The sequence below is a fragment of the uncultured Roseobacter sp. genome, from assembly GCF_947499265.1.
Taxonomy (GTDB): domain Bacteria; phylum Pseudomonadota; class Alphaproteobacteria; order Rhodobacterales; family Rhodobacteraceae; genus Roseobacter.
On the sequence record NZ_CANMNK010000007.1, the window covers coordinates 258543 to 283236 of the forward strand.

Genomic DNA, 24694 nt, shown 5'->3' on the forward strand with positions numbered 1-24694 from the left:
CGGTCTCCCTAGTTGCTGGCGCTCATGGGCGCGATGGATTGGCCCGGGCGCAGCCGCTCGTTGCCGCGCGTGACCACGACATCCCCTTCTGTCAGACCGCTCAACACTTCGAACCGGTCCCCCAGTGCCACGCCGATCTGCACGGTGCGCGGTGTGGCATGCCCGTCCTCCGCGACAAAAACCGTCCATCCGCCCCGTGCCTGTACCAAAGCGTCTTTGGGCACGGAGAGGACTTCGCGCGGCGCACTGATCGGGATCGACACCGTGATCGATTGCCCGATGGCAATGGTTTGCAAATCCGCAAGACCAGGCGAGGAAAAGCGCACTGGCCGCGTGCGGGTCGCTGTATCTTCGACGGGGAGGAGGACGCGCACGGTGAGGTCCAGCTCTTCCCCCGCCTCGCTTATGCCAATCACGCGCAGCCTCGGCTCCAGGACACGCACGTATTTGGACGGTACGCTGGCCTCGATCTCAAAGGATTGGGTGTCGAGCAGCGATACCACCGGCGCGCCGGAACTGATGAATTCGCCCGGATTTGTGTTCACCTCAAGCACGATGCCGGAAAACGGGGCTCTGATCAGCGCGCGTTCCAGTTGATAAGTGGTCTCTGCGACATTGGCCTGTGCGGTTTGAACCCGTGCTTCGGCCTCTGCCAATTCTCCTTGTGCTTCAAAGAAATCGCTCTGCGCTTCGTCGAAACGGCTGGTTGAAAAGGCGGATGTCCCCCGTAACCCTTCGATGCGGGCAAGGGATTTGGTTGACCGGTCTACGCGCGATGTGGCCGTCGCAATCCCGGCCCGCGCCTCCGCCAAAAGCGCGTCTGCCTGGCGCGACAGGATTTCCAGAAGTTCGGTGTCCAGCTCGGCGAGGATGTCGCCTTCATTCACGGTAACTCCTTCCAGAACATGAACTTTATCCACCGTCCCGGCAATGCGGCTAGCCACTGTGCCTTCGCGCGATGTCACCACTTCTGCAAAGAGTGGCACGGTCTCCGCGATGCTCTGATAGTTTACGGTTTCGACACCAACCGCAGCGGGCCCGCCCTGCGCCAGAGCTGATGTGGCTGAAAAAGCAAAAGCCGCCGCCCATGCAAGAGGCTGCGCCAGCCGAAAAATGGATAATAGACTCATGGAGCATGCCTTTGGGGTCAGTCAGCTACGATACCGAACGGTCTAGCATATTCCTGCGGGAAGCAAATAACGCTTAGGTGCGCAGGCGCAGTTTTCCCTGCGGGTTCATCCGAAGACTAATCGCCTTGTTTCTGCGCCTCCACCGCGTCCGCATAGCGCACAAGAGCGGCGATTTCATCCTGACTTGCCTGTTGCCCGGTAAAGCCCAGCAGGTAGCTTGGCAGCAGACGGCTGCGGTCTTCCATCGGCTCACCCAATTGCGCGTCGTCATATCCGATTTGCATGTAGTAGAGAATGCGCGCGCGGGCGACGGCCTCAAGGTCTTCGTAACCGTGACGGATGAACATGGCGTGCAGCGCTTCAAGTCGCTTGTTTTCAGAGGCGTGCAGAATTTTGCGCACCTTGGGTGATCTGCGCGCCCAGTCCCGAATGGCAAAATCCAGCCGCGTGTTAAAAAGCTGCGGGTTGATCACACAGCGGAACACATTGCCCACGGCTTCGGTGATGGTCTGGGCAGGCTCTTCGGTTTTTGCCACAAGGGCCGCGGTATTTGTCTTCTGCCAATGCTCGAGCAGGGCATTCAGCAAGTCCTGGCGCGACTTGAAATACCAGTAAAAGCTGGAGCGAGAGACATCCAGCTGCGCGCCAAGCACCTGGATTTTCACCCCTTCAACGCCATTGGCAATCAGGGCTTCGCGCGCGGCATCCAGCCAGTTCTGGCGTGTGACCTTGATGTTGCCGACCGGGCGGTCGCCCTCTGGCGATGAATCGCCATTTGATGTGTTTTGCGAGTGCTCCAAGGATCAGCTTTCCGGCGGGGCGCCGCCCGCCTCAGATTTTGTGCGAATATACCCGTGCAGCCGCGCCAGTGCATCTGCGTCTATGGACGGCGCTTTTGCCTCTGCCACGATGCGTTTCCACATCTGCGTCGCGCGGGTAGTTGTGTCCAGCGCGCCGCGTTCTTCCCAGGTTCCGAAATTCGACAGATCGCCGATCAATGGCTCATAAAATGCTGTCTGATAGCGTTCCATTGTGTGGGCTGCGCCAAAGAAATGCCCGCCCGGTTGCACTTCGGTCAGGGCATCCAAAGCGATGTCGGCATTTTCCGCCGGGGTGGTGGCGCATAGTTCTGCAACCATCTGCAGAACCTCCAGGTCGGTGATGAGTTTTTCATAAGATACGGTCAATCCCCCTTCCAGCCAGCCCGCGGCATGGATCACCACCGTTGCCCCGGCCAGCAGGCACCCCCAGGTCCCGAATTGCGTTTCATTCGCTGCCTGGACGTCATTCAGATTGGCAGCGGATCCGCTGGCGCAGCGCCAGGGCAGGCCGATGCGACGAGCCAATTGGCCGGCGGCGAGGCTGGCCTTGAAGTGCTCTGGCGTCCCAAAAGCGGGCGCGCCGGATTTCATGTCCACGTTCGAGGTGAAAGTGCCGTAGCACACGGGTGCGCCGGGGCGCACGAGCTGCGTGAGGGTGATCGCGGCCAGCGCTTCGGCGTGGCTGAGGGTCATGGCACCTGCGACCGTGATCGGGGCCATAGCACCCATCAGGGTAAAGGGAGTGACGATGCTGACCTGACCGGCCTTGGCGAAATCCATCAGCCCCTGCGCCATGGGCACGTCGAGTGTGCGCGGTGAATTGGTGTTGATGATCGTGTAGCAATGGCTGACGGCGGCGAATTCCGCGTCGGACAGGCTCCTGAAGTCGCGGAGCATTTCGAAGCTCTGTTCGACCTGTGGCGTGCCCCGCGAGAAGATGAAGGGCACCTTGTCCGACAGCGACAACTGCGCGTCGAGCGTCGCGTAGTGACGCAGGTGCATGGGCACATCCTGTGGCTCAATCAGCGGTGGCACCATGTGCAACACGTCGAAATGCTGGGTGAGCTGCACCAACTCGCGAAAATCGCGTTCCGTGCCGGGACGGCGGCCCCGCTCCAGGTCGGTTGCGTGTGGCGCGCCAGCGCCCGGCTGAAACACCAGATTGCCAAGCTCCAGCACAATATCGCGCTCCCGCGCCCCCGCCGTGACGGGGATCGACGTCGGCGCGGTGGCCAGCGCGGCGGTAACGATTTCACGACCGATGTGCACAATTTCGGTGCTGTCATCGACCTGTGCACCTGCGGCGCGATAGGCCTTGCGCGCCTCCGGCAGCAGCACCCTGATGCCGAGTGTCTCAAGCACATCGAGCGCTGCTTCGTGAATGGCCTCAATGCGATCCTCCGAGAAAATCGTCATCGGTGGGAAAGGGTTGCGCAGGTTTCGATAGTCGACCTTGCGGGTTTGGTGCGCCGCGGCCCCACCGCCCCGGCGTGTGCGTCTGCGGCCTGAGTTTTCTGCCAGCGTCATCCCCGCATCGCCTTACCTTCAGGGTCATAGGGTGAGGGTGGGATCACCTTCGCCCGGTGTTCCACGCCGACCACATGCACGCTCAGCGTGGTGCCCGGCGTTGCGTTTTCGGCATTGATCAGCGCCATGGCGAGCGATTTGCCGGTTGTGTGCCCGTAGGCGCCGGAGGTGACAAAACCAACTTGCTTGCCCTCCGACCAGATGGGTTCAAAGCCGCTGGCATCCGCGCCCTCGGCGTCGATTTCCAGAGTGACCTGGATTTGCGCAGGGCCATTGCCGTCGCGCTCGGCGATAGCGGCGGGTTTGCCCACGAAGTCCTTGTCCCAGTCGATCCAGCGGTCCATGCCGGTCATGCCCGCCGTGTAACCTTGGGTGAATTCGGCGTTCCAGATGCCAAAGCTTTTCTCGATCCGCAAGCTCAGGAGCGCGTTGAAGCCCACTTCGCGGATGCCTTGATCCGTGCCTGCTTCGAGCAGGATGCGGCGTAGGGTGGCGTGATCGCCCGCGCGGCAGTGGATTTCATAGCCCAACTCGCCGGTCACCGACAGTCGCCCAACCTTGCAGCGCAAAAGGCCGATGTCGAAGGCACCGCAGCCCATGAAGGGCAGATCGCCCACGGGACCATCGGTCAGTCTCTCCATAACCTTTGTCGAGGCCGGACCAGAGAGGGAGAAACCGGCCGTGTCTTCACCCAGATCGCGGAGGGCGACGCCGTCCTCCATATGGTCGTTGAACCAGCGCATATGCCAGGCGCGCAGATAGTAGCTGCCCATGATCCACCAGGTGCCGTCGCCCCAGTTGAAGACCGTCAAATCCCCTTTCAGCCGTCCATCTTCGGCCAACATCGGTGCGAGCCGTGCGCGGCCTGGTTTCGGTAGTTTCGAGGCCATAACGCGGTTCAGCCAGCGTTCCGCGTTTGGCCCGGAGACCTCGAAGCGGGAAAAGCCGGTGATATCGAGCAAGCCTACCCGTTCGCGGACCGCGTGGCATTCCTCTGCGACAATATCGTGGGCGTTTGAGCGTTTGAGCGAGGGCGTCTCTGCGAACCCCGGCTCTGCAAAATAAAGCGGTACCTCCAGATCCCAGCTTTGCCCCCATTGGCAACCCGCAGCGGTCATATCCGTGTAGGCGCCGGCAGTTTTCAGCGGGCGACCCGCGGGCAGTTGCTCGTTGGGATAGGTCATCACAAAACGGCGGGTATAGAATTGCCCTGTGGTTTCCTTGATGTATTGCTTGTTCTCGGCCCAGACACCGTAACGCGCCACGTCCATGCCGTAGACATCCGCCTCGGGCGTGCCGTGGATCATCCATTCCGCGAGCGATTTGCCGACGCCGCCGCCCTGCAGGAAACCTGCCATCACGGCGCAGGCCGACCAGTAGCCGCGCTTGCCCGGCACCGGGCCGACCAGCGGGTTGCCATCGGGCGAGAAGGTGAAGGCGCCATTGACCCATGTCTTCACGCCGACCTCCTGCAGGCAGGGGTAGCGTTCAAATCCGAGCGTTAGTTCGTGCTCGATGCGATCGGGGTCTTCCTGCTGCAGTTCAAACCCGTATTCCCAGGGCGCGCCGTCCATCATCCAGTGCTGGTGGTTGATCTCGTAGATGCCCAGCAGCACGCCCTTCTGGTCCTGGCGCAGATAGGTGAAGCCCTCGAGATCCACCGTCATCGGCACCTCGAAGTCAATGTCCTCCAGCTGCGGGATGGTGTCCGAAATCAGGTAGTGGTGGTTGAGCGGCGAGACCGGCAGTTCGATGCCCGCCATGCGCCCCACCTGCTTGGCCCAGAGACCTGCGGCATTGACCACATGTTCGCAGGTCACCGTGCCCTTTTCGGTGACAACCTCCCAGCCCTCAAGGGTCTGGTTCAGCTCCAGCACACGGTTGTGTTCGACGACCGTGGCCCCGCGTTTTTTCGCCGCCCCAGCATAGGCGTGCACCGTGCCGGTGGTATCGATGTAACCTTCACGGTCGGCCCACATGCCGCCGAGCAGCCCCTCGCCCGACATGATGGGGTTGAGCGAAACCGCTTCTTCAACACTGACCAGACGGCAGTCATCAATGCCGATGGACTGGAACGTCCGGTAGGCCGATTGCAACCATTCCCAGCGGTCGGGCGTGCCCGCCATGGTCAACCCACCGGTCATGTGCAGTCCGATGTTCTGACCGCTTTCTGCCTCGATCTCGCTCAGCAGATCGATTGTGTAGGCCTGCAGTTGCGCGATGTTGGGGTCCGCGTTCAGCGCGTGGATGCCGCCCGCCGCGTGCCAACTGGACCCGGCCGTCAGCACCGAGCGTTCAATCAGGCAGACGTCCGTCCAACCCAGTTTGGCCAGATGATAGAGGACGGAGGCGCCGACAACGCCGCCCCCGATGACAACAACGCGGTAGTGCGACTTCATGACGGATCCTCCCGGTGATCTTAGCGATAGCTCTGGACAGTACTGTACATTACTGCCCAGACGCTAAGATCAAATCCGTCCGCCCGTCAAGAAGTTGCTGCAAGGAAGGGCAGAAGAAATTTCTGCCCAACCGGAATGAGACCTATTCGCGTTGCCATCCGGGTTGCGTCATCCCGACAAACCCAAGGCTTTCAGGGTTGGCGATATTCCGCAGGACCAGATCGCGTAGGGCCGCCGTCTGTTCCGGGGTTTGGCCACAAAACGCGCAGAGATCGATGTCGCGGTTCGACGTGTTGTGCTTGAGGTGATTCGGATCGGATTTATCGGTGACTGTCCGAATGAAACCATCCGTCAAACACTGCGCAGATGAAGGGAGCATGCAGGTCGATTCCGTGCAAACCCGCCGGCTTTCCCCGGTGCGCGCAAAAAGCGAATGTAGTTTTTCAAATGCAGATGGTGCGCCTTTCCGGCAACCGGGAATTGGAACGTGTATTGGCAAATCTGAACGCGCGTCTGCGGTTGGTGTGTTGGGTCGACATGGAAGACTGGCGCGGGCTCACGTCGGCGCACCAATCGAAAGCGGTGACCACGCTGGCTGCGGGCGACGGGCCGTGGGCGGTTGCCGCGATGCGCGACCATATCAGCAGGCGGCGCGCGCAGGCAACGGAAGCCGCGCGCAAGACCATCCTGCGCCTCAATGCTCCATCCTGAACCGTGACACCCCGCCGAGGTGTTGGATTGTGATTGCCATCTCCGTCAGAAGCGGCTTTGCATGGCGCATCGCGGCAAGGAATTGATCAGGAGGGGCAGCATGGAACGCATCGTCGTATTGGGTCTGGGCAAGGTGGGCACACTGGCCGGTGAGCTTTTGCAATCTGCGGGGTTCACCGTCACGGGCATTGATATGCAGCGGAAAGCGTCGGATCTGCCGTTTGAGACCAAAACCCGCGATCTGTCGGACCCTGCGCAGTATGAGGATGATCTGAACGCAGCGGATGCGGTTCTATCCTGTCTGCCCTATCATCTGAACACCTCCGTTGCGACAGTGGCGCATGCGGCGGGCATTCATTATTTCGACCTGACCGAAGATGTGCCAACCACCAAGACCATTCTGGAGCTTTCCAAAAATGCCAAAGGGTTGATGGCGCCGCAATGTGGCCTGGCACCTGGATTTGTGGGCATTGTCGGGGCCGATCTGATCAGCCAGTTTTCCGAATGTCGCGCCTGCAAAATGCGGGTGGGCGCGCTGCCACAACACCCCACGGGGTTGATGGGGTATTCGTTCAACTGGTCGCCGGAAGGCGTGGTAAACGAGTATCTGAACGACTGCGAGGTGCTGGAAGACGGCCAGATCAAATGGGTCTCGCCGATGGAATGGATCGAGAAACTCTACATCGATGGCACCGAGCTGGAGGCTTTCACTACCTCCGGCGGGCTTGGCACCATGTGCGAGACCTATCTGGGGCGCGTGCCAAATATCGATTACAAAACAATGCGCTATCCAGGCCACGTGGATTTGATGAATTTCTTTTTCCATGAATTGCTGATGCGGGAACGCCGCCGCGAAGCGGGAGAGATATTGGTCAATGCCAAGCCGCCCGTTGAGGATGACATCGTCTATGTTCATGTCTCCGCCGAAGGCGAGATTGAGGGCAGGCTTGCACGGCGCGAATTCGTGCGGGGCTACAAACCGATCACCCTGGCGGGCAAGCGCCGCACGGCTATCGCCTGGACGACCGCGTCCTCGGTTGTGGGCATCATCGAGATGGTGCGCAAAGGCACACTGCCCGATCAGGGGTTTCTGAAACAGGAAGACGTGCCACTCTCCGCCTTTCTGAAGACGCATACTGGCTCGGCCTACGCCGAACACGGAGCGTTTTAGGGGCTGTCAGCGCGGATCGTTCAACGCCCCTGCAAAACTGCGGGGTGACAGGGCGCTCTGAAACCACGTCACCAGGGTGTAGATGGAATAGACCGGCAGCCCGGTCGCCACCCGGATGTCGGACGCGTAGGGCACCATATTGGTGCACTCCAGAACGATGGCGCCGATGTCATCGTGTTCTGCGGTCAACGCGCGCGCGGCGTCGATCATGTCCAACCGGCAGGCCTCGAAGTCGATCTCATATTCATCGTCTAGGATGGTTTGCGAAAAGCAGCGTCCCCTCTCGGTGCCCATGATCGGCGTCTCGGGCGACACGCCCGCGCCTTTCAGATGATCCGGGGTCAGGCTTTCCTTGGAGATGGTCAGGATCCCAACGCGCTTGTTTGCAGGCAGGGTCTGGGCAATCATCGGCACCTGCATCAGGGATGAACTGGCCACGGGCACTCCCAGCGCCGTTTTGAGATCGTCCTGAAGGATCGACAAGAACCCGCAATTGGTGACGATCCCGTCGCAGCCCATGCGCACCAGCGCCTGCGCCTCGTTGATGAAGGCATCGCGCATGGCGCGCGCGTCCCCTCGTACGATCAGATCAGGCGTCGCACCCTCAACCACGCGGTAGTGCACTGGAAAGGGCCAGGTCAGGGCGTTGCCGATGTCGCCGGGAATGCGCGGGAACCGTGTTTCCAGCATCAGAATACCGACTGTCGCACCGTAGACCGTCTTGCCCCCTGATTGTACGGTCATCTGAAACCTCCCGAAATCTCTACGTTCCAAGCAGCGCAATTTGCTGTCAATGTCCAGCCCGGCGATGTTTTCATCATCTTCTGAAAACGATACATATGGGCATGCAGGCTGGGTGGCCTGTTTTCCGAGGAGATGTGATGACGGCAAACTCCCTCAACGGTGCCGAGGCGATGGTCCGAATGCTGGACGCGCATCAGGTGAAGCATGTCTTTGGGCTCTGCGGGGATACCAGCCTGCCATTCTATGATGCGATGCGTGGGCTCGACCATGGGATGACGCATGTGCTGACCCGTGATGAACGCTCGGCGGCCTATATGGCGGACGGCTATGCGCGGGTGACCGGCCGACCGGGCGTATGCGAAGGGCCGTCCGGGGGTGGTGCCACCTATATTCTGCCGGGGCTGATTGAAGCGAGCGAGAGCTCATATGCGGTTCTGGGCATCACCACCGACATTTCGGTGGGCACCTATGGCAAGTACCCTCTGACCGAGGTGGATCAGGAGGCGCTGATGCGCCCGATGACCAAGTGGAATACCGTGATCAAACAGGCGACCCATGTGCCGCGCATGGTGCGTGCGGCCTTTCGGGCCATGACAACAGGGCGGCCCGGTGCGGCGCATCTGGGTCTGCCCTATGACATCCAATATGACGCGGTCGACCCGGAGGATATCTGGGCAGATCCCATGCACCAAAGCTACCCCGCCTACCGCGCGGCCCCGGCCCCGGGCGCCGTCGAAGCCGCGCTCGACGCGATCTTGTCAGCGAAGTCCCCGGTGATTGTCTGTGGCGGCGGTGTTGTCATTGCCGGCGCGATGGCGGAACTCGACCGGTTGGCAACGCGCCTCGACCTTCCCGTGGTCACGTCGATCTCGGGGCAGGGGTCACTGGCGGAAACGCACCCGCAATCCGTTGGCGTGGTCGGCTCAAATGGCGGTACTGATGAAACATGGGAAGCGTTGGTGGGCGCGGATCTGGTGATTTTCATGGGCTGTCGTGCGGGCTCCACCACAACGGCGCGGTGGGAAGCGCCAAAGCCCGGTGGCAGGGTCGTGCATTTTGACAGTGATCCGATGGTCATCGGCGCGAACTACCGCGCAGAAGTAGCGGTGGTGGCGGATTTGAAACTGGCCTTGGCGGCGGCGAACGCGGTGCTGGACCGCAAGGGGCAGGGGCAGGGGCATGCGACCTTCGGTGGTGCAGCGGCGGCAGAGGACATCAAACGCCGAAAATTCGCGCAGTTTCAGACCTTGGCCAACAGCAATGACGCCCCGATCCGACCGGAACGGGTGATTGCAACCCTGCAGCGCGTATTGCCGGAGGATGCCACCGTCGTGTCCGATCCTGGCACCAGTTGCCCGTATTTCTCGGCCTACTATCAACTGCCAAGGGCCGGGCGCTATTTCATCACCAACCGGGCGCATGGGGCGCTCGGCTATGCGATGTCGGCGGCGCTGGGCGCGTGGTACGGCAGGCCGGAGAGCAAGATCGTCGCGCTGATGGGCGACGGCTCCTTCGGGTTCACCTGCGGCGAGCTGGAAACGGTATGCCGCGCGCGCGCCAACATCACCTACATCGTCTTTTCCAACAGCAATTTCGGTTGGATCAAGGCAAGCCAGAAGGACGACAAGGGCGCGCGTTATCACAACGTGGATTTCACCCGCGTGGATCAGGCCGCGGTCGCTGCGGCTTACGGTGTCACGTCCTGGAAAGTCGAGGCTCCGGAGGATCTGGAGGCGGTGCTGCGCCGCGCGATTGCCCATGACGGCCCAACCCTGGTGGATATCATCACGCAACCGCTTGAAGAGAGCAACGCACCGGTGCGCCGCTGGATGGGCTGATGGTCCTGATCGTGAAAACGGATTGACGAACACATGCGTGCCGTCATTGTGACGGAACCCTCGGGCGCAGTCTCGGATCAGGAACAACAGGCAGGCAAGCTCAACCGTGACACAGAAAATTATCATCGTCGGGGCCGGTATTGTGGGCGTCTCTACGGGAATCTGGCTGAAACGGTTTGGTGCGGATGTCACTCTTCTGGATCGCGCGGCGCCGGGTCAGGGAACCTCCTATGGCAATGCAGGTGTTTTGGCCGCCTGCTCGATGGTGCCGGTGACCGCGCCGGGGCTGGTGCGAAAAGCACCGGGCATGTTGCTGGACGCGAATTTCCCCCTGTTTCTGCGCTGGTCTTACCTGCCGAAACTGGCACCCTGGCTGATGAAATACCTCGGCCATGCCAGTGATACCGAAACCCGCCGGATTGCTGCAGGTTTGACGCCGATTGTCGCGGATGCGGTGGAACAGCACAAAGCGCTGACCGATGGTACAGAGGCCGCGCATTGGGTCACCGACAGCGATTACCACTTCGCCTATGCGGATCGCGCGGCTTTTGAAGCGGACAGCTATACCTGGTCGCTGCGGCGTCAGGCCGGGTTCGAGCCGCACCTGCGTGAAGGCGCAGAGGTGCAGGCGGCGGAGCCCAATCTATCCACCACCATCGGCTGTCTGGCGACGATGAAAGACCATGGGTTTATTCGGGATCCTGGCGGCTACGTCACTGCACTGGCCGAGGTCTTCACCAGGATGGGCGGGCAGATCCGCGAGACAGAAGTGGTGGACTTCGAGATAACAGGCGGGCGCATTGCGTCGGTGGTGACAAAAGAGGGTGCGATGCCCTGCGACAGGGCCATTCTGGCGACGGGTGTCTGGTCAAAGCCGTTGATGCGCAAACTGCGGCTTTCGGTGCCGCTGGAAAGCGAACGCGGCTACCACATCGTCTTTGAAGGGGCAGAAAGCGGGCCAGACGCGCCGACAATGGTGGCCAGCGGCAAATTCGTGGCGACCCCCATGGCGGCAGGTCTGCGCTGTGCGGGGATTGTCGAGTTCGGCGGGTTGGAGGCCGCGCCTTCCAGAGCGCCCTTCGCGCTGCTGCGTCGGAAGGTCAAAGAGGCCTATCCCAACTTGACCTATGGGCGCGAAGAGGAATGGATGGGCCATCGGCCAGCGCCTGCGGACAGTTTGCCGCTGATCGGTGAGATTGGGCAAACCGGTGTGATAACGGCCTTTGGTCACCACCACATCGGATTGACCGGAGGGCCAAAGACCGGGCGGCTGGTGGCCTCCATGCTTACCGGGCGTGCGCCGAACATCGATCTGAAACCCTATGCACCCGACCGCTTTGCGACCCGTTAGGGTTTGACAGCCCGAGGCCCGCATTGCCATCGGCGGATGGATCCAGCTTGAAAGCGTCTCTCGTTTAGGTTGATTTTGAACGGATTTTAGCGGACGCTGGTGCCTATCGCGCCGCAACAGATTTCGTTGCAGGTTGCGGCCTGCTGCGATCTGAAAGTGGGGGTGTTGCCCCTCCGAACACGGCACAAAAACATCAAAAAGCGGTATCTCAAGCCGCACGACCCCGTGACTTTGGCGTGCTTTGACAACCTGTAATTCAATGGGAGGAAAATATGAGATTTTGGTATTGGGCGGTCTGCGCCCTTTCTGCAGCGGGGCTGGCATCAGCCGAACCCCTGAGCGAAGACCGGATACGCGACATCACCGGGGGCATTGATACAGCGGCGATCATTGAGAACGCCTCCGAGACGCGAAATTGGCTGAATTACGGGTTGGATTATGCAGAGACACGGCACTCTAAACTGACCGCAATCAACACCGAGAATGTGGGCGAATTGGGTCTTGTCTGGTCACATGACATGCAGTCGCGGCGGGGTGTCGAAGCAACGCCGATTGTGGTGGATGGGGTGATGTATGTCACCGGTTCCTGGTCGATCGTGCATGCGCTGGATGCGGTCACAGGGGAGGAATTGTGGGTCTATGACCCGGAAGTGCCAAGAGAGTACGCCCACAAGGGCTGTTGCGACGTGGTGAACAGGGGTGTGGCGATCTACGAAGGCACGGTTTTTGTCGGTGCCTATGATGGCTATCTGCACGCGATTGACGCGGCCACCGGCGCGCAGATCTGGAAAACCGACACCATCGAGAACCGCGAGATGTCTTACACGATCACCGGCGCGCCGCGCGTGATCGATGGGCGTGTGATCATCGGCAACGGCGGCGCGGAGTTTGGCGTGCGCGGCTATGTCAGCGCCTATGACGCTGAATCCGGCGCGATGGACTGGCGGTGGTATGTCGTCCCCGGTGACCCGGCAGAGGGATATGAGGATGCGTCAATGGAAGCGGCGGCAGCCACCTGGGACGCGTTTGCGGAATACTGGAAAGCCGGTGGCGGTGGCACGATCTGGGATGCGATGGCCTATGATCCGGAGCTTGGGCTGCTCTATGTGGGCACAGGCAATGGCTCCCCGTGGAACCGGCATCTGCGCTCTCCGGGTGGGGGTGACAACCTCTATCTCGCATCGATTGTCGCGCTTGACCCGGCCACGGGGGAATACCAATGGCACTACCAGAATACGCCCGGCGATACCTGGGATTACACCTCCACGCAGCATATCATTCTGGCCGATCTTGAAATCGATGGTGCCAAGCGCAAGGTGCTGATGCAGGCTCCGAAAAACGGCTTCTTCTACGTGATCGATAGAACGAATGGGGCGTTCATCTCGGCAGAGCCCTTTGTCGAAGTGACCTGGGCCACGGGCTATGATGAAAACGGGCGGCCCATTGAGGCCGAAGGTGCGCGCTCTAAAACCGATCCGTGGGAGACCATCCCCTCGGCCTACGGCGCGCACAACTGGCACCCGATGAGCTTCAACCCTGAGACCGGGCTGGTCTACATCCCCGCCCAAGGCGTGCCTTTGGTGCAATCGACCGACCCCGCCTGGGAGCTCAATTCGCATAAACCCATGTCCACCATGTCCGGCGTCGGCTGGAACCTGGGGTATCTGTTCAACGTGGTCGCACCTGAGGCCACGGCCTTTGGGCACCTGCTGGCCTGGGACCCGGTCGCCCAAAAAGAAGCTTGGCGCGCGGAATACGTCTCCCCCTGGAATGGCGGCACGCTGACGACGGCGGGCGGTCTGGTGTTTCAGGGCACCGCGGACGGGCGTTTCATGGCCTATGACGCGGCCACGGGGGAGGTCTTGTGGCAAACCCCTGTGGGCTCGGGCGTCGTGGCGGCCCCCGCGACATGGGAGAAGGATGGCACCCAATATGTGACTATTGCCGTCGGCTGGGGCGGTGTTTATGGCATGATGCAGCGGGCCACGGATAAGGTCGGTCCGGGGCGTGTCTATACCTTCAAAATTGGCGGCGATGCGCCCTTGCCTGAGACCGTAAAGAGCGAGCGGCTCACACTTGTCGAAGGGGTGCCCTATAATCCGGATCACGTGGGGGACGGGTTGGCGATCTACGTGTCCAACTGCCTTTTCTGCCACGGGGTGCCGGGTGTGAATAACGGCGGTGGCGTGCCCAATCTGGGCTATTCGGATGCTGACCTGCTGATGAATGCCAGTGATATCGTTCTGGGCGGCAGCATGGTGGCCGGTGGCATGCCATCGTTTGCGGACAAGCTGACCGAAGAGGATGTGGAAAAGCTGATCGCCTTTGTCCAGGGCACAGCGGATGCGGTGCGTCCGCAATAGCAAAACACGGTCGCGCGGCACGGCATTCATGTCGCGCAACCAACCTCTGACGCCCCAGATCGCCACATGTGGATGGTGGCGCTGCCGGGTTCGGTCTAGATTGACCGGACCAGAGACTGTGGCGCATGCCACCCGAGGCAAGGCGGCTGATGAAGATTTCCCAGATGAACCTGACGGCTTTGGCCGTTTTCTCTCGCACAGCGGAGCATGGCTCCGTGAGCCGGGCAGCGCAGGAAACCGGTCTTTCGTCGAGCACGGCGTCACATCATCTGCGCAAGCTTGAAGAACTGATGGGTGTGGCCCTCTTTGACCACCAGCGCCGCCCCCTGACCCTGACGACCGAAGGGGAAACCTTTCTGCCGCGGGTCCTTGCGGCGCTGAGCGCGTTGGAGCAGGGAGCGACGGAAACACTGTCAGGCGCGCTTGGCACCACCCGGCAATTGCGCATGGCGATGGTGGAGGATTTCGACAGCGAAATCTCTCCCGAATTGGCCCGGCATCTGGCGGTGGCGCTGCCCCGGTGCACATTCGAGCATCTTACGCGGCCCAGCCACGAGGTCATCTCGCTCGTCAAGGCACGCGACATAGACGTGGGTGTCGGGACCGAGCCAACCTTTGGCGTGGATGACATCACCAGCTTTCCATTGCTGCGCGACCCCTTTGTGCTTGTGGTACCGCGTGGGTTGGCCCACCCCGCTGAGGCCTATCTGGAAAACACCACCGGCCTACCTTTTTTGCGTTACAGCCACCGGCAGATCATGAGCACCCGGATCGAGACGCAGTTGCAACGCATGCGCGTGCAGCTGCCGCAACGGTTCGAGTTCGAGAGCAACCAATCGCTGCTAGGGCTCGTCGCGGATGGTGCGGGATGGACGATTACAACGCCCACCAACTATCTGCGCGGTCGCAGGTTTCACCGGCAGGTTTCCCTGCTGCCGTTTCCCGGCAGCGACTTTGGCCGCACTCTGTCGATTTACCTCGCAAAAGGGTACTCGATGGATGTGCTTGAATTGATCGATGTCACGTTGCGGCGACTGATCGAAGCGCGTGCCATTGACCCGTTGATTGCCGACTATCCCTGGCTGCGCGAACAGTTTCGGCTCTTGCCGCGCATTACGCCAGTATCTTGAAAATGCGTCGGATATCCGCATCCTGATCGGGTGTCAGGTAGTCCGGGTGATGGTCTTGCAAAATGGTCCTGGCCCGCGCATTGGCGCGATACCAGGCATCCTGCGCACCGTTTTCAAGCCATGTGACGGGTTGATCGCGGTCGGCAAGTTGCGGATAGAAATAGTCCCGCTCCATCGCAGCATAGGTGTGCTGGGCTCCCAGGAAGTGACCGTCGCCCAGCACCGCGTCGCAAATCGCTTCAAAGCCCAGGTTCTCTTCGGTCACCTCTATGCCCCGCAACGCGCGATAGGTCGCCGAATGCATTTCATCGTCGAGGACGAAGGCTTCGAAGCTCGCGCCCAGCAATGAGGCCGTCATGCCCGAGCTTTCATAGATGAGATTGCCACCCGCGAGGGCTGCTGCGAGCGATGTCATCCCCTTTTCCGCGCCATATTGCGCGTCGATCGCCTTGGCATCGGTCATCGAGGCCGCAACACCAGAGGGTAAACCCAACCAGTTGGACAATTGCGCCGAGGCTGCGTTCAAAACTGCGATTTCGCCACCGCCCCCGGCAAAGGCCCCCGTGCGCAGATCAATCACCAATGGCCAATTGGAAAAGATCATCGGAAACCCAGGCTGGATCGCATGCACCATCACCAGGCTCGCCAGCGTCTCCGCCAGCGATTGCGCCAGAAAACCGGCCAACGTGGCGGGGGCCGTTGCACCCGATTGCGCCGCCGTGATGCAGGAGACGGGGATATTGTGGCGGATGCATTCGTAGACCACATCGACCGCGTCTGCGCCAAATCGCATGGGTGAAATCACCGGGCTGATATGTGCCTTGACGAAAGGTCGCTTGGCAAAGGCACCCTCACCACCGGCCGCGATGTCAAACATCTGCACAATCGGTGCAACGTGTTCGGCCAGCGTAAAGGCGGTCGCGACCGGCTTGGTGGTGTGCCGCATCAGGGCATAGGCGGTGTTGACATCCAGATCGAAGGTATCCGGTACATCCGTGGCGATGCAGCAGCGGGTGAACCAACTGACGTTGGTTAATGTATCCTGAAGACGTGTAAAGTCATGCAGGTCCTGCAACGTCGACGGTCGGTAAAGGCGCGTTTCGATATCGAGCGTCTGAACCGCTGCACCGCCTGTCCCGAAGTAGACCCTGTCGCCACCCACCTCGATGGAGCGGTCCGGGTCGCGCCCGTGTAGAATGAAACGGCGCGCCGCCTGTGCGATGGCCTCCTCCGTCAAGCTGCGCGGCAGCGTGATGCGACCGTCGCCCGCCACCTCTGCGCCGACGGCCAACAGATCTTCCTGCAATCGTTTTGGCACGTCGCCCATGCCAAGCTCGGCGAGCAGGCGCAGGCTTGTATCATAGATGGCTGTGAGTTCGGTTGCTGTCAGGGGCGCGTAGCGACCACCCGACTGGCCCGGCGCCGCAGGGTTCACGGCGGGTTTTGCCGTGCGCTTTGCGATGCGGTGTTTGCGGCCGGATCGACGGAGGCGGGAGTTTTGGGTGTCCATTGCGATGCGTATCGGGTTTCCCAGGCGGATCAGATGATCGGTGCAGTTTACACGCGCTCAGGCAACCAAATTCTATCTTCTGGCGAAAATTTGAAATAGCATATCTTATTTTTTCGAATATGTGCCGCTTTGCTTGACCTCAATGGCCTCGGCACGTTTGGGTTCGCGAAATCTGTGGGAGCGTTCGATGAAGACACAATGCAAGGCCGTAGTGATTGGCGGGGGGATCGCGGGATGCTCGACCCTCTATCATCTGACGCAAGAGGGCTGGACGGACGTGGTTCTGGTCGAGCGGAATGAATTGACCAGCGGCACAACCTGGCACTCCGCGGCTCAGGTGACGAATTTCGGAATGACGCAGACGATGGTGGGCCTGAAAAGCCACTCCATCGCACTCTACAAGGAACTTGCCGACGATCCTGACTATCCGATCAACTACCACCACGCAGACGGCGGCATTCGTCTGGCTAACACCGAAGCGCAGATGGACGGCTATCGACACTTTGCCTCGATGGCCCGCGGTATGGATGTTGAATTCGAAGTCATCGATGCCGCGGAATGCGCGCGCCGGCATCCGCTGATTTCAACGGAGAATCTGTTGGGGGGGCTCTGGGATCCGCTGGATGGAGATATCGACCCGGCGCAGCTCTGTCAGGCGCTGGCGCGGCGCGCGCGCAAGGCGGGGGCGGAAGTTTACCGCAACACGCCCGTCATCGGGTTGACGCAAAAGCCGGATGACAGTTGGGTCGTCCATACCGAAAAAGGCGACATTGCCTGCGAGGTTGTCGTCAATGCCTGCGGCTACCGGGTGAACGAGGTCGGTGCGATGATGGGGGTGCACCACCCGGTGATGTCGATGGAACACCAGTATTTTCTGACCGAAGAAATCCCCGCCATACGCGACGCGGGCCACCGCATGCCGCTGCTGAGGTGTCCGATCAGCGATTATTATTGCAGGCAGGAAAAGCATGGCCTGCTGGTTGGGTTTTACGAACAGGATTGCAAAACCTGGGGCATGGATGGGATCGACCCCAACTTCGTGAATGCGCTCTGCCCCGACGATCTGGACCGTGTGACGGACGTGCTCGAAGGTGCCTTCGCGCGGATGCCGACGCTGTTGGAAACCGGAATCCATACAGTCGTGAATGGTCCGATAACCTATACAATCGACGGCGCCCCTTTGGTGGGGCCGATTCCGGGCAAACGCAATGCTTTTTGTATCATCGGGCTGCGGGCCGGTCTGGGCGAGGGCGGTGGCCATGGTTGGCTTCTCGCGCAGCAGATCGTGCATGGTGAAGCCTGCTATGACACATGGGTGATCGATCCCCGACGATTCACCGCGCATGCGAATGTCGAACTGACCGCGCTTAAAGCGATCGAGGATTATCAGAACGAGTTCCGCTTTCACTTCCCACACGAACACCGCCCTGCCGGGCGACCGATGAAAACGACCCCTTTAACGCCCGTCCTGGCCGCCGAGGGTGCCGCATTTGGTGTGGTCAATGGCTGGGAGCGCATCGAGTATATCAAGCCGTCGCCGGAGTTTACCGAGACCCACAGCTATCGGTTCAACGAAGCCTTTGACGTGATCGCATCCGAGGTCGCCGCGGTGCAGAACGCCGTGGGGCTGACCGAAGTGAATGGATTCAATCGGATCGAACTGACTGGGCGTGACGTTCATGATTTCCTGGATCGGATGATTTGCGGTCGTGTGCCACGAAAACCCGGCAAAGTGGGGCTGGGGTACTTGTTGAATGAACATGGGCGATTAAAGGCAGAAGCCACAATCGCCAACTTGCCAAACGATAGCGTATGGTACGGCTCCGCCGCCGCATCGGAATTTCATGATCTCGACTGGTTACAGGCGCATGTGCGGGACGATGAGGATGTGTACATCCGGTCCCTTACCAATGACTGGACCATCCTTGTGCTCGCGGGGCCAAAAGCGCGAGAGGTCCTGCAGTCTGTCTCGCGCGGCGATTGGTCAAAGACGGCTTTTCCCTGGCTGTCGGTGCGTGAAGCTTTTGTCGGTATCGCGCCCGCGTGGGTCATGTCCGTTAGCTTTTCCGGTGAACTGGCCTATGAAATCCACGTCCCCAACGCCCAGCTATACGCCGCCTATCTGGCCTTGCGCCAGGCTGGTGAAGCACATGGCCTGAAACTCTTTGGCAGCAGGGCCGTTGACTCAATGCGGATGGAAAAAGGGTATCTTCATTGGAAGAGCGATATCCTGACAGAGTTCGATCCTTTCGAGACAGGCCTGCAGCGCTTTGTCGATGTGAATAAGGGCGATTTTGTCGGGCGTGATGCGCTTTTGAAGCGTCAGATTAGCGGGCCGCGCAAAAAATTGGTCACTTTGAGGGTCGCCGCAAACCATGCTCCAGCCCCGGGCGGTGCGTCCGCGATGCAATATGGCAAGGTGGTTGGCACCGTCACCTCAGGCGACTGGGGGCATCGGGTTGGCGCAAATCTGGTGCTTGCCTTTGTGGATGCCGATATCCTCGATAATCCAAAAGAATTGCAGGTGGATATCCTAGGTATTCTTTGCCCAGCCGAAATTGAGCTTACCCCGCTATACGACCCCGAAAATACGAGGGTTAAGGCGTGAGGACGATTATAGCAAATGCATACGTCTCCGTATGGTTTGAAACGACTTAAATGACCAGCTCACCAATAAGGGCGGCCCATGACGCGCCGTGCATGTCTCGATCCCCAATGGCACCTTGAACGGTCGGACGCGGCAAAGAGAATTTGACGACGTTCAGATCAGGAATGTCAAAGCGCTTGATTGTCTGCGTGTCGGCCTTGAAAACTCCAGCGACATGCGATGTGCCTAGCCCGGAGCAAACTTGTTTGTAGGCATCATTTGAGCCGCAGAAAATGTCAATTGTCAGCCAGAACGGCCCGGCGTTTTTGCTGCGCACTTTGGTGACAAGGCTGCGAAGTTCAGGCAAGATCAATGACCTCCAGTTGAAACGCCTCCATCGGATCGGTCAGATGCAACACGTGGTTGAGCGCGAATTCATAGATCACACCCTGATGCATCTCCGGGGGTGAGAATAGGAAAGCAAAGGTTGGCTGTTCCTCTTCCTGCGTCAGCGGGTGGTGCAGGAGATAGGGGTTCAGCAGCTTACCAATTTCGGCGGCCTGCGCTTCCGTCGGCGCGGTGATGATGCCGATCACGCCGATCTCGACCGGGTCGGCTGTCCTGGTTTCCAGCGCGCCGAAGCTCGCGGAATGGCCCATCAAGCGGATTTCCAGGCTGAAGTCTGCTGCGGTGATATCCATGCGCTGCAACACCTTTGCAGAGCACTTTGCGACAATATCATCGGCCCAAACCGAGGCCTGCGCCACATAATGCGGATCACGCAGCAGCGCCATGACGACGGTGCGTGCGCCGGCGGGCCGCGCCCCTTCGAGCTTCACAGTGTACCGATCCGATGGGAGCCAGGCGGAGCCCTCAACCCGGACGGAGGTCTCATCCAGCGCCGTATAAGTGGCGACCGTCACGTCCAGATGGCCGCCGGGCTCATAGAGAATGAAGGGGTCAGAATTCTCATAGAGCATATGCGCCGACACCGTGTGCGGGCTTGCATGGGCGCCGTCGGCGAGCGGTGTCACGGTAAACCCGGTGGCGTCGAAATCGATCATGATGACGCCCGATTGCGGGTTGGTGGCGCAAAGTGCGCCGCATTCGCCGATCTTGGCCCCGTGCCATGCCGCGCCTGCGTGGCAGTCGTGCATCAGGGGCAGGGCGGCGATGATCGCAGTGTCGGTGGTGCGCCCGGCGATGATCACATCCGCGCCGGTTTCAAGCGCTGCGGCAATCTGCTCCGCCCCTGCCAGCGCCACGATATTTGAACAGGCGCGGATGGTCTCGGAGGTGATCTCCGGCGCCCCTGCCAGCGGTGTGATCTCGCCTCCCTCGAAGCTTTGCGCGATGCGGTCGGGGTCCTGGGAGGAGCGCAGCACGGCCACTTTCAGCGGGGTGCCTTGATCCTGCGCAATCTCGCGCGTGATGTCGAGCATCCAGTCCACTGCGCTGTCTGCGCCGCAGGTCCCCGCCGTGCCGATGACCAGGGGCACGCCAGCCTCCGCCCGTGCGGCCATCAGGCCCGCCCATTCCAGCTTGGTCGAGGCGCGGGCGTATTTTGACACGCCGCGCCCGAGATAAGAGGGGCCGCTGTCAGTGGAGCCGCCATCAATGGCGATGATGTCCGGCTTTGCAGCAATCCCACGCTGCAAAGCCTCTGCGTCATAGTTCAGGCCCAGAGCGCCGGATGGAACCAGAACCCGGACCATCAGTCTGTGACCGCTTGTGGTTTTTTCAGAACCCCTCGCAGGAACATCGGTGCCACAAAGCCCGCAATCGCGGCGATCCAGAGGCCGATGGCGATGGGTGTGGAGAAGAGGAACATCGCGTCCCCATCCGACAGCACCATCGCACGGCGCAGCGCGTCCTCCATGTTGCCGCCCAGCAGGATGCCGAGGATGACCGGCACGGTCGGGATCTCGAGTTTGCGCAGGATATAGCCGAGCACCCCGAAACCGACCATCAACAGCAGGTCAAAATAGCTGCCTGACAGGGAATAGATGCCCACGAAGGAGATCATCGTGACGCCCGGCAGCAGCACCCAGGCGGGCACCATCAGGATTTTCACGAAAATCTTCACCATCGGCACATTCATCAGCAGCAAAACCACATTGGCGATGAGCAGCGAGGCGATCAGGCCCCAGACCACTTCAGGCCGCTCGGTAAAGAGCGTGGGGCCGGGCGTGATGTTGAGCGTCATCAGCAACGCCAGCAACACCGCCGTGGTGCCCGATCCCGGCACGCCCAGCGTCAGCATCGGGACCAGCGCGCCGCCTGCCGCGGAATTATTACCCGCTTCGGGCGCCGCAACACCCTTGGCCACACCGGTGCCAAAGCCGCCCTTTTCACCGGCAATGGATTTTTCCGACATATAGGCGAGGAATGAGCCCAGGGAGGCCCCCGCGCCCGGCAGGATACCCGCGATGAAGCCCACGAAAGACGCACGCAACATGGTCCATTTGGTGGCCATGATGTCTTTCCAGGGGATGCGGACCTTGTCGAGTTTCACACCGATGGAGGAGCCTTTGCCGTGGCTTTCGATGAAGAAAAACACTTCGGCAATCGCGAAGAGCCCGACGATCGCCACCAGGAAGTCGATACCGTCATAGAGGTGCAGATTGCCGCCCGTCAGACGCGGCAGCCCGGAGGAACTGTCCACCCCGATCATGGCAATGCCCAGACCGATACAGGAGGCCAGCGCCGCCTTGGCCTGATTGTTCGAGGCCATGCCGCCGAGCGTGCAGAAAGCCAGCAAATACAGCGCGAAATACTCCGCAGGGCCAAAGAGGTAGGCCACCCGCGCCAACATGGGCGCCAGCAGCATCAACCCGATTGTAGCCAGAAACGCGCCGACGAAAGAGGCGACGCCGGAGAGCACCAATGCGTCCCCCGCACGGCCCTGTTTGGCCATCGGATAGCCATCAAGCGTCGTCATCAGTGCGGGTTCATCGCCGGGGATGTTCAGCAGGATGGAGGAGATCCGCCCGCCGTACATCGCGCCGTAGTAAACAGCCGTCATCAGCACGAGCGCAGAGGTCGCATCCAGTCCCATGGTGAAGGTCAGCGGTATCAGGATTGCCACCCCATTGGACGGGCCAAGCCCCGGCAGTGCGCCGATGATCGTGCCCAGAAAACAACCTGCCACAGCAAGCGCAAGGGTGAAGGGGGAGAGCGCCACGGAAAAGCCCAGGCTGAGATTTGCCAGCATTTCCATATCAGAACCAGCCTTTCGGGAAGCCCACGAGGCTCAGCCCCAGTGCGTATTTGAAGAGCAGAAAGAGCCCTATGGACAGGCCCGCGCCCGACAGGGCGGCCGGAACCATGCGTGGCGAAATCTGATAGCTGAGGATGCCCGCCGCAAAGACGGTTGGGATCACAAAACCCAGCGGTTTCAGGGCGTAGGCATAGATGATCAGCACAATGACGGCGATGGCCAGCGCACCCCAGGTGCGTAGCATGGGCCAATCGGGATCGGGATCGGGTTTGACGATCATGACCAGCGAACAAAGCGCCGCAACCGCGCCGATCAGCATCGGAAAGGCCTTGGGGCCCACGGGGTCGGTCAGAAAGCTGGTCTGGATCTGCGTGGCGCTCGCGATATACCCGAGCGCCACAAAGAGCGTGACCAGACCGAAAATCCGGTCACTTGCCATTACTGGATGACCCCCAGCTCTTTGGACATGGTGTTGATTTCGGCGACGAGGCCATCAACATACGACTGGAAATCGCCGCCCACTTTGGTGAAGGGGGCCAGACCGTTGGCGACCATGGCTTCTTTCCACTCGTCGCTGTCCGCCACCTGTTGCAGCTTGCCGGCCCATTCGTCGAATTTGGCGTCCGGGATGTCCTTGGGCACGTAGAGCCCGCGCCAGTTCACCGCAACCACGTCAAGCCCCTGCTCCTTGGCCGTAGGGATATCCTCGAAACCCGGGATACGTTCTTCAGTCAGAACCGCGATGACGCGTACTTCGCCCGCTTTCAGAAAACCCACAACCTCGGACATGTCGCCGGTCATGGCTTGGGTAAAGCCACCCACCGTCTGGGTGATAGCGTCCGCACCACCGTCAACGCCAATGTATTTCACCTTCTTGATGTCGGTGAAGCCCGCTCGCTGCAGGATCATCAGCGGTTTGATATGGTCAAATCCGCCCACGGCCGAGCCGCCCGCAAAAGCAACAGACCCTGGGTCGGCCTTGATCGCATCCACCAGATCGTTCAGCGACTGGTATGGGCTGTCTGCGGCCACGACGATCACGCCCGGGTCCGCGCCGATGGCGCCGACAAAACGCACCTGGTCCGCGGTCATGCCCGCGTAGGCGTTTTGCGCCAAGCGGGTCGAAGTTGCTGTAGAGGCGGCAACGATCAGGTCTTCGTCTGATCCGCGCTCAGCCACGACATGATTGTAGGCCAGACCGCCACCGGCACCGGCCATGTTGGTGACCTGCACCGGCTGGTCGACCACACCGATGTCATACATGATCTTGCCGATCTGGCGGCAGGTGAAATCCCAGCCGCCGCCGGGGTTCGCGGGCGCGATGCATTCTGCGGCGTATGCGCCACCGGTCACACCCACGGAAAGCACGGCACCCGTCATGAGCGCCTTGAAAAAGCGTTTTGTCATTGGTTCCTCCCATTTGACACACGGGTCTCCACCCGTTTCATGTGGTCACAGGACTGTAGGAACCTGACACCAACCTGTCACGTAGGAAGAACATACGCCGCATATGAGATTTTTACTGGTGGAGGATAACGCCGATCTGGCCCGCGCATTGACCGGTCGTTTTGCCGTGGAGGGTCACGTGGTCGACCACGCGACCTGTCTTGGTGATGCGGAGCTGGCAACACGCACCGTCGCTTACGATATGATTTTGCTGGATATTATGCTGCCCGACGGCGACGGGCGTGAATTTCTGCGCCGTCATCGGGCGCAGGATGACCCAACGCCGGTGATCGTGTTGACGGCGCGCTCGGAGGTGTCTGATCGGGTCGGGTTGCTCGACCTTGGGGCCGATGATTACATCACGAAACCTTTTGATTTTGCCGAGCTTGAGGCCCGCGCGCGGGCCGTGATGCGGCGTCTGGGGGGCTCGGCGGACAATAAAAAGGAATTCGCAGGGCTCATATTCGATTCGAATGCGGGCACGATCACGACAGGGGGGCGTTCCGAGCGATTGCGGAATCGCGAGATGCGGTTGTTGGAGGTTTTCTTTGCCGCGCCGGGGCAGATTTTCTCCAAATCTCACCTGATGGACCGTCTGTTTTCCTTCTCTGATGACGTCTCGGAGAACGCGATCGAAGTTTATGTCGGTCGGCTCCGTCGCAAACTGGGTGAGACGCAGGCGCATATCGAAACGGTGCGCGGGCTGGGCTACCGCATGGTGAAACGCGAATGAGTAGGGCAGGTCC

The 24694-nt window shown here is 60.5% G+C and carries 20 protein-coding genes; 8 read left to right on the plus strand and 12 right to left on the minus strand.

Annotation, left to right across the window (positions count from 1 at the left end; all coding sequences use genetic code 11):
- Positions 1-8: 8 nt before the first annotated feature.
- The 5 genes from Q1A63_RS19755 to Q1A63_RS19775 form a co-directional block, all read right to left on the minus strand.
- The gene (locus tag Q1A63_RS19755; protein ID WP_299632397.1) at positions 9-1130 is read right to left on the minus strand and encodes an efflux RND transporter periplasmic adaptor subunit; all 1122 of its coding nucleotides are present in this window, start codon (positions 1128-1130) and stop codon (positions 9-11) included.
- A gap of 116 nt (positions 1131-1246) precedes the next feature.
- Positions 1247-1930, minus strand: a complete 684-nt coding sequence (locus Q1A63_RS19760; protein ID WP_299632398.1) for a TetR/AcrR family transcriptional regulator — start codon at positions 1928-1930, stop codon at positions 1247-1249.
- A 3-nt stretch (positions 1931-1933) separates the two neighbouring features.
- Positions 1934-3478, minus strand: coding sequence for a trimethylamine methyltransferase family protein (locus tag Q1A63_RS19765; protein WP_299632399.1), 1545 nt, complete (start codon positions 3476-3478; stop codon positions 1934-1936).
- Complete coding sequence (locus Q1A63_RS19770) at positions 3475-5877, minus strand: FAD-dependent oxidoreductase (protein WP_299632400.1); 2403 nt, start codon at positions 5875-5877, stop codon at positions 3475-3477. Before Q1A63_RS19770 ends, Q1A63_RS19765 begins: the two co-directional genes overlap by 4 nt.
- A 142-nt stretch (positions 5878-6019) precedes the next feature.
- Positions 6020-6256 carry a hypothetical protein gene (locus Q1A63_RS19775; RefSeq protein WP_298974789.1) on the minus strand — a complete coding sequence of 79 codons (237 nt, stop codon included), beginning with the start codon at positions 6254-6256 and terminating at the stop codon, positions 6020-6022.
- Between Q1A63_RS19775 and Q1A63_RS19780 the strand changes: the two genes are divergently transcribed.
- Together Q1A63_RS19780 and Q1A63_RS19785 are read left to right on the plus strand one after the other, a co-directional pair.
- Positions 6244-6588 (plus strand): FCD domain-containing protein, encoded by a 345-nt coding sequence (locus Q1A63_RS19780; protein WP_298974791.1) that lies wholly within the window; start codon positions 6244-6246, stop codon positions 6586-6588. The genes Q1A63_RS19775 and Q1A63_RS19780 overlap by 13 nt on opposite strands.
- A gap of 100 nt (positions 6589-6688) precedes the next feature.
- Positions 6689-7759, plus strand: coding sequence for a saccharopine dehydrogenase C-terminal domain-containing protein (locus Q1A63_RS19785; protein ID WP_298974792.1), 1071 nt, complete (start codon positions 6689-6691; stop codon positions 7757-7759).
- A gap of 6 nt (positions 7760-7765) precedes the next feature.
- On the opposite strand, the gene Q1A63_RS19790 is transcribed toward Q1A63_RS19785, so the two are convergent.
- Positions 7766-8503: an aspartate/glutamate racemase family protein gene (locus tag Q1A63_RS19790; RefSeq protein WP_298974793.1), complete on the minus strand. Its 738-nt coding sequence runs from the start codon at positions 8501-8503 to the stop codon at positions 7766-7768.
- A gap of 137 nt (positions 8504-8640) precedes the next feature.
- Here Q1A63_RS19790 and Q1A63_RS19795 point away from each other — a divergent pair, with 137 nt between their 5' ends.
- From Q1A63_RS19795 to Q1A63_RS19810, 4 genes are all read left to right on the plus strand, one after another.
- Positions 8641-10341, plus strand: coding sequence for a thiamine pyrophosphate-binding protein (locus tag Q1A63_RS19795; protein WP_298974794.1), 1701 nt, complete (start codon positions 8641-8643; stop codon positions 10339-10341).
- Positions 10342-10447: 106 nt separating this feature from the next.
- Positions 10448-11692 (plus strand): FAD-binding oxidoreductase, encoded by a 1245-nt coding sequence (locus Q1A63_RS19800; protein WP_299632401.1) that lies wholly within the window; start codon positions 10448-10450, stop codon positions 11690-11692.
- Between the two features lie 272 nt (positions 11693-11964).
- Positions 11965-14055: a PQQ-dependent dehydrogenase, methanol/ethanol family gene (locus Q1A63_RS19805; RefSeq protein WP_299632402.1), complete on the plus strand. Its 2091-nt coding sequence runs from the start codon at positions 11965-11967 to the stop codon at positions 14053-14055.
- 149 nt (positions 14056-14204) lie between these two features.
- On the plus strand, positions 14205-15185 hold the full coding sequence (locus tag Q1A63_RS19810; RefSeq protein WP_298974798.1) for a LysR family transcriptional regulator: 981 nt from the start codon (positions 14205-14207) through the stop codon (positions 15183-15185).
- Here Q1A63_RS19810 and Q1A63_RS19815 read toward each other — a convergent pair.
- A complete protein-coding gene (locus Q1A63_RS19815) occupies positions 15169-16695 on the minus strand; it encodes a trimethylamine methyltransferase family protein (protein WP_298974799.1) in 1527 nt (508 codons plus the stop codon). The two genes, Q1A63_RS19810 and Q1A63_RS19815, sit on opposite strands and share 17 nt — an antisense overlap.
- 187 nt (positions 16696-16882) lie before the next feature.
- Between Q1A63_RS19815 and Q1A63_RS19820 the strand changes: the two genes are divergently transcribed.
- Positions 16883-19303: an FAD-dependent oxidoreductase gene (locus Q1A63_RS19820; RefSeq protein WP_299632403.1), complete on the plus strand. Its 2421-nt coding sequence runs from the start codon at positions 16883-16885 to the stop codon at positions 19301-19303.
- A gap of 46 nt (positions 19304-19349) precedes the next feature.
- Here the strand turns inward: Q1A63_RS19820 and Q1A63_RS19825 are convergent, their stop codons facing one another.
- From Q1A63_RS19825 to Q1A63_RS19845, 5 genes are read right to left on the minus strand one after another with little or no spacing between them, the layout of a single operon-like run.
- A complete protein-coding gene (locus Q1A63_RS19825; RefSeq protein WP_298974801.1) occupies positions 19350-19649 on the minus strand; it encodes a DUF4387 family protein in 300 nt (99 codons plus the stop codon).
- Positions 19642-20997, minus strand: coding sequence for an acyclic terpene utilization AtuA family protein (locus tag Q1A63_RS19830; protein WP_299632404.1), 1356 nt, complete (start codon positions 20995-20997; stop codon positions 19642-19644). The genes Q1A63_RS19825 and Q1A63_RS19830 overlap by 8 nt, the downstream gene beginning before the upstream one ends.
- Complete coding sequence (locus Q1A63_RS19835; RefSeq protein ID WP_299632405.1) at positions 20997-22502, minus strand: tripartite tricarboxylate transporter permease; 1506 nt, start codon at positions 22500-22502, stop codon at positions 20997-20999. Before Q1A63_RS19835 ends, Q1A63_RS19830 begins: the two co-directional genes overlap by 1 nt.
- A gap of 1 nt (position 22503) precedes the next feature.
- A complete protein-coding gene (locus Q1A63_RS19840) occupies positions 22504-22941 on the minus strand; it encodes a tripartite tricarboxylate transporter TctB family protein (RefSeq protein WP_298974804.1) in 438 nt (145 codons plus the stop codon).
- Complete coding sequence (locus Q1A63_RS19845; RefSeq protein ID WP_298974805.1) at positions 22941-23909, minus strand: tripartite tricarboxylate transporter substrate-binding protein; 969 nt, start codon at positions 23907-23909, stop codon at positions 22941-22943. Before Q1A63_RS19845 ends, Q1A63_RS19840 begins: the two co-directional genes overlap by 1 nt.
- Positions 23910-24012: 103 nt before the next feature.
- Here Q1A63_RS19845 and Q1A63_RS19850 point away from each other — a divergent pair, with 103 nt between their 5' ends.
- Positions 24013-24681 carry a response regulator transcription factor gene (locus Q1A63_RS19850; protein WP_298974806.1) on the plus strand — a complete coding sequence of 223 codons (669 nt, stop codon included), beginning with the start codon at positions 24013-24015 and terminating at the stop codon, positions 24679-24681.
- Positions 24682-24694: the final 13 nt, after the last annotated feature.

What these genes read in the sequence shown, in the direction of transcription:
- Q1A63_RS19755 (WP_299632397.1), bottom strand. Translation starts at nt 1,130, where the DNA reads ATGAGTCTATTATCCATTTTTCGGCTGGCGCAGCCTCTTGCATGGGCG.
- Q1A63_RS19765 (WP_299632399.1), bottom strand. Translation starts at nt 3,478, where the DNA reads ATGACGCTGGCAGAAAACTCAGGCCGCAGACGCACACGCCGGGGCGGT.
- Q1A63_RS19770 (WP_299632400.1), bottom strand. Translation starts at nt 5,877, where the DNA reads ATGAAGTCGCACTACCGCGTTGTTGTCATCGGGGGCGGCGTTGTCGGC.
- Q1A63_RS19780 (WP_298974791.1), top strand. Translation starts at nt 6,244, where the DNA reads ATGAAGGGAGCATGCAGGTCGATTCCGTGCAAACCCGCCGGCTTTCCC.
- Q1A63_RS19775 (WP_298974789.1), bottom strand. Translation starts at nt 6,256, where the DNA reads ATGCTCCCTTCATCTGCGCAGTGTTTGACGGATGGTTTCATTCGGACA.
- Q1A63_RS19785 (WP_298974792.1), top strand. Translation starts at nt 6,689, where the DNA reads ATGGAACGCATCGTCGTATTGGGTCTGGGCAAGGTGGGCACACTGGCC.
- Q1A63_RS19790 (WP_298974793.1), bottom strand. Translation starts at nt 8,503, where the DNA reads ATGACCGTACAATCAGGGGGCAAGACGGTCTACGGTGCGACAGTCGGT.
- Q1A63_RS19795 (WP_298974794.1), top strand. Translation starts at nt 8,641, where the DNA reads ATGACGGCAAACTCCCTCAACGGTGCCGAGGCGATGGTCCGAATGCTG.
- Q1A63_RS19805 (WP_299632402.1), top strand. Translation starts at nt 11,965, where the DNA reads ATGAGATTTTGGTATTGGGCGGTCTGCGCCCTTTCTGCAGCGGGGCTG.
- Q1A63_RS19810 (WP_298974798.1), top strand. Translation starts at nt 14,205, where the DNA reads ATGAAGATTTCCCAGATGAACCTGACGGCTTTGGCCGTTTTCTCTCGC.
- Q1A63_RS19815 (WP_298974799.1), bottom strand. Translation starts at nt 16,695, where the DNA reads ATGGACACCCAAAACTCCCGCCTCCGTCGATCCGGCCGCAAACACCGC.
- Q1A63_RS19820 (WP_299632403.1), top strand. Translation starts at nt 16,883, where the DNA reads ATGAAGACACAATGCAAGGCCGTAGTGATTGGCGGGGGGATCGCGGGA.
- Q1A63_RS19830 (WP_299632404.1), bottom strand. Translation starts at nt 20,997, where the DNA reads ATGGTCCGGGTTCTGGTTCCATCCGGCGCTCTGGGCCTGAACTATGAC.
- Q1A63_RS19835 (WP_299632405.1), bottom strand. Translation starts at nt 22,502, where the DNA reads ATGGAAATGCTGGCAAATCTCAGCCTGGGCTTTTCCGTGGCGCTCTCC.
- Q1A63_RS19840 (WP_298974804.1), bottom strand. Translation starts at nt 22,941, where the DNA reads ATGGCAAGTGACCGGATTTTCGGTCTGGTCACGCTCTTTGTGGCGCTC.
- Q1A63_RS19845 (WP_298974805.1), bottom strand. Translation starts at nt 23,909, where the DNA reads ATGACAAAACGCTTTTTCAAGGCGCTCATGACGGGTGCCGTGCTTTCC.
- Q1A63_RS19850 (WP_298974806.1), top strand. Translation starts at nt 24,013, where the DNA reads ATGAGATTTTTACTGGTGGAGGATAACGCCGATCTGGCCCGCGCATTG.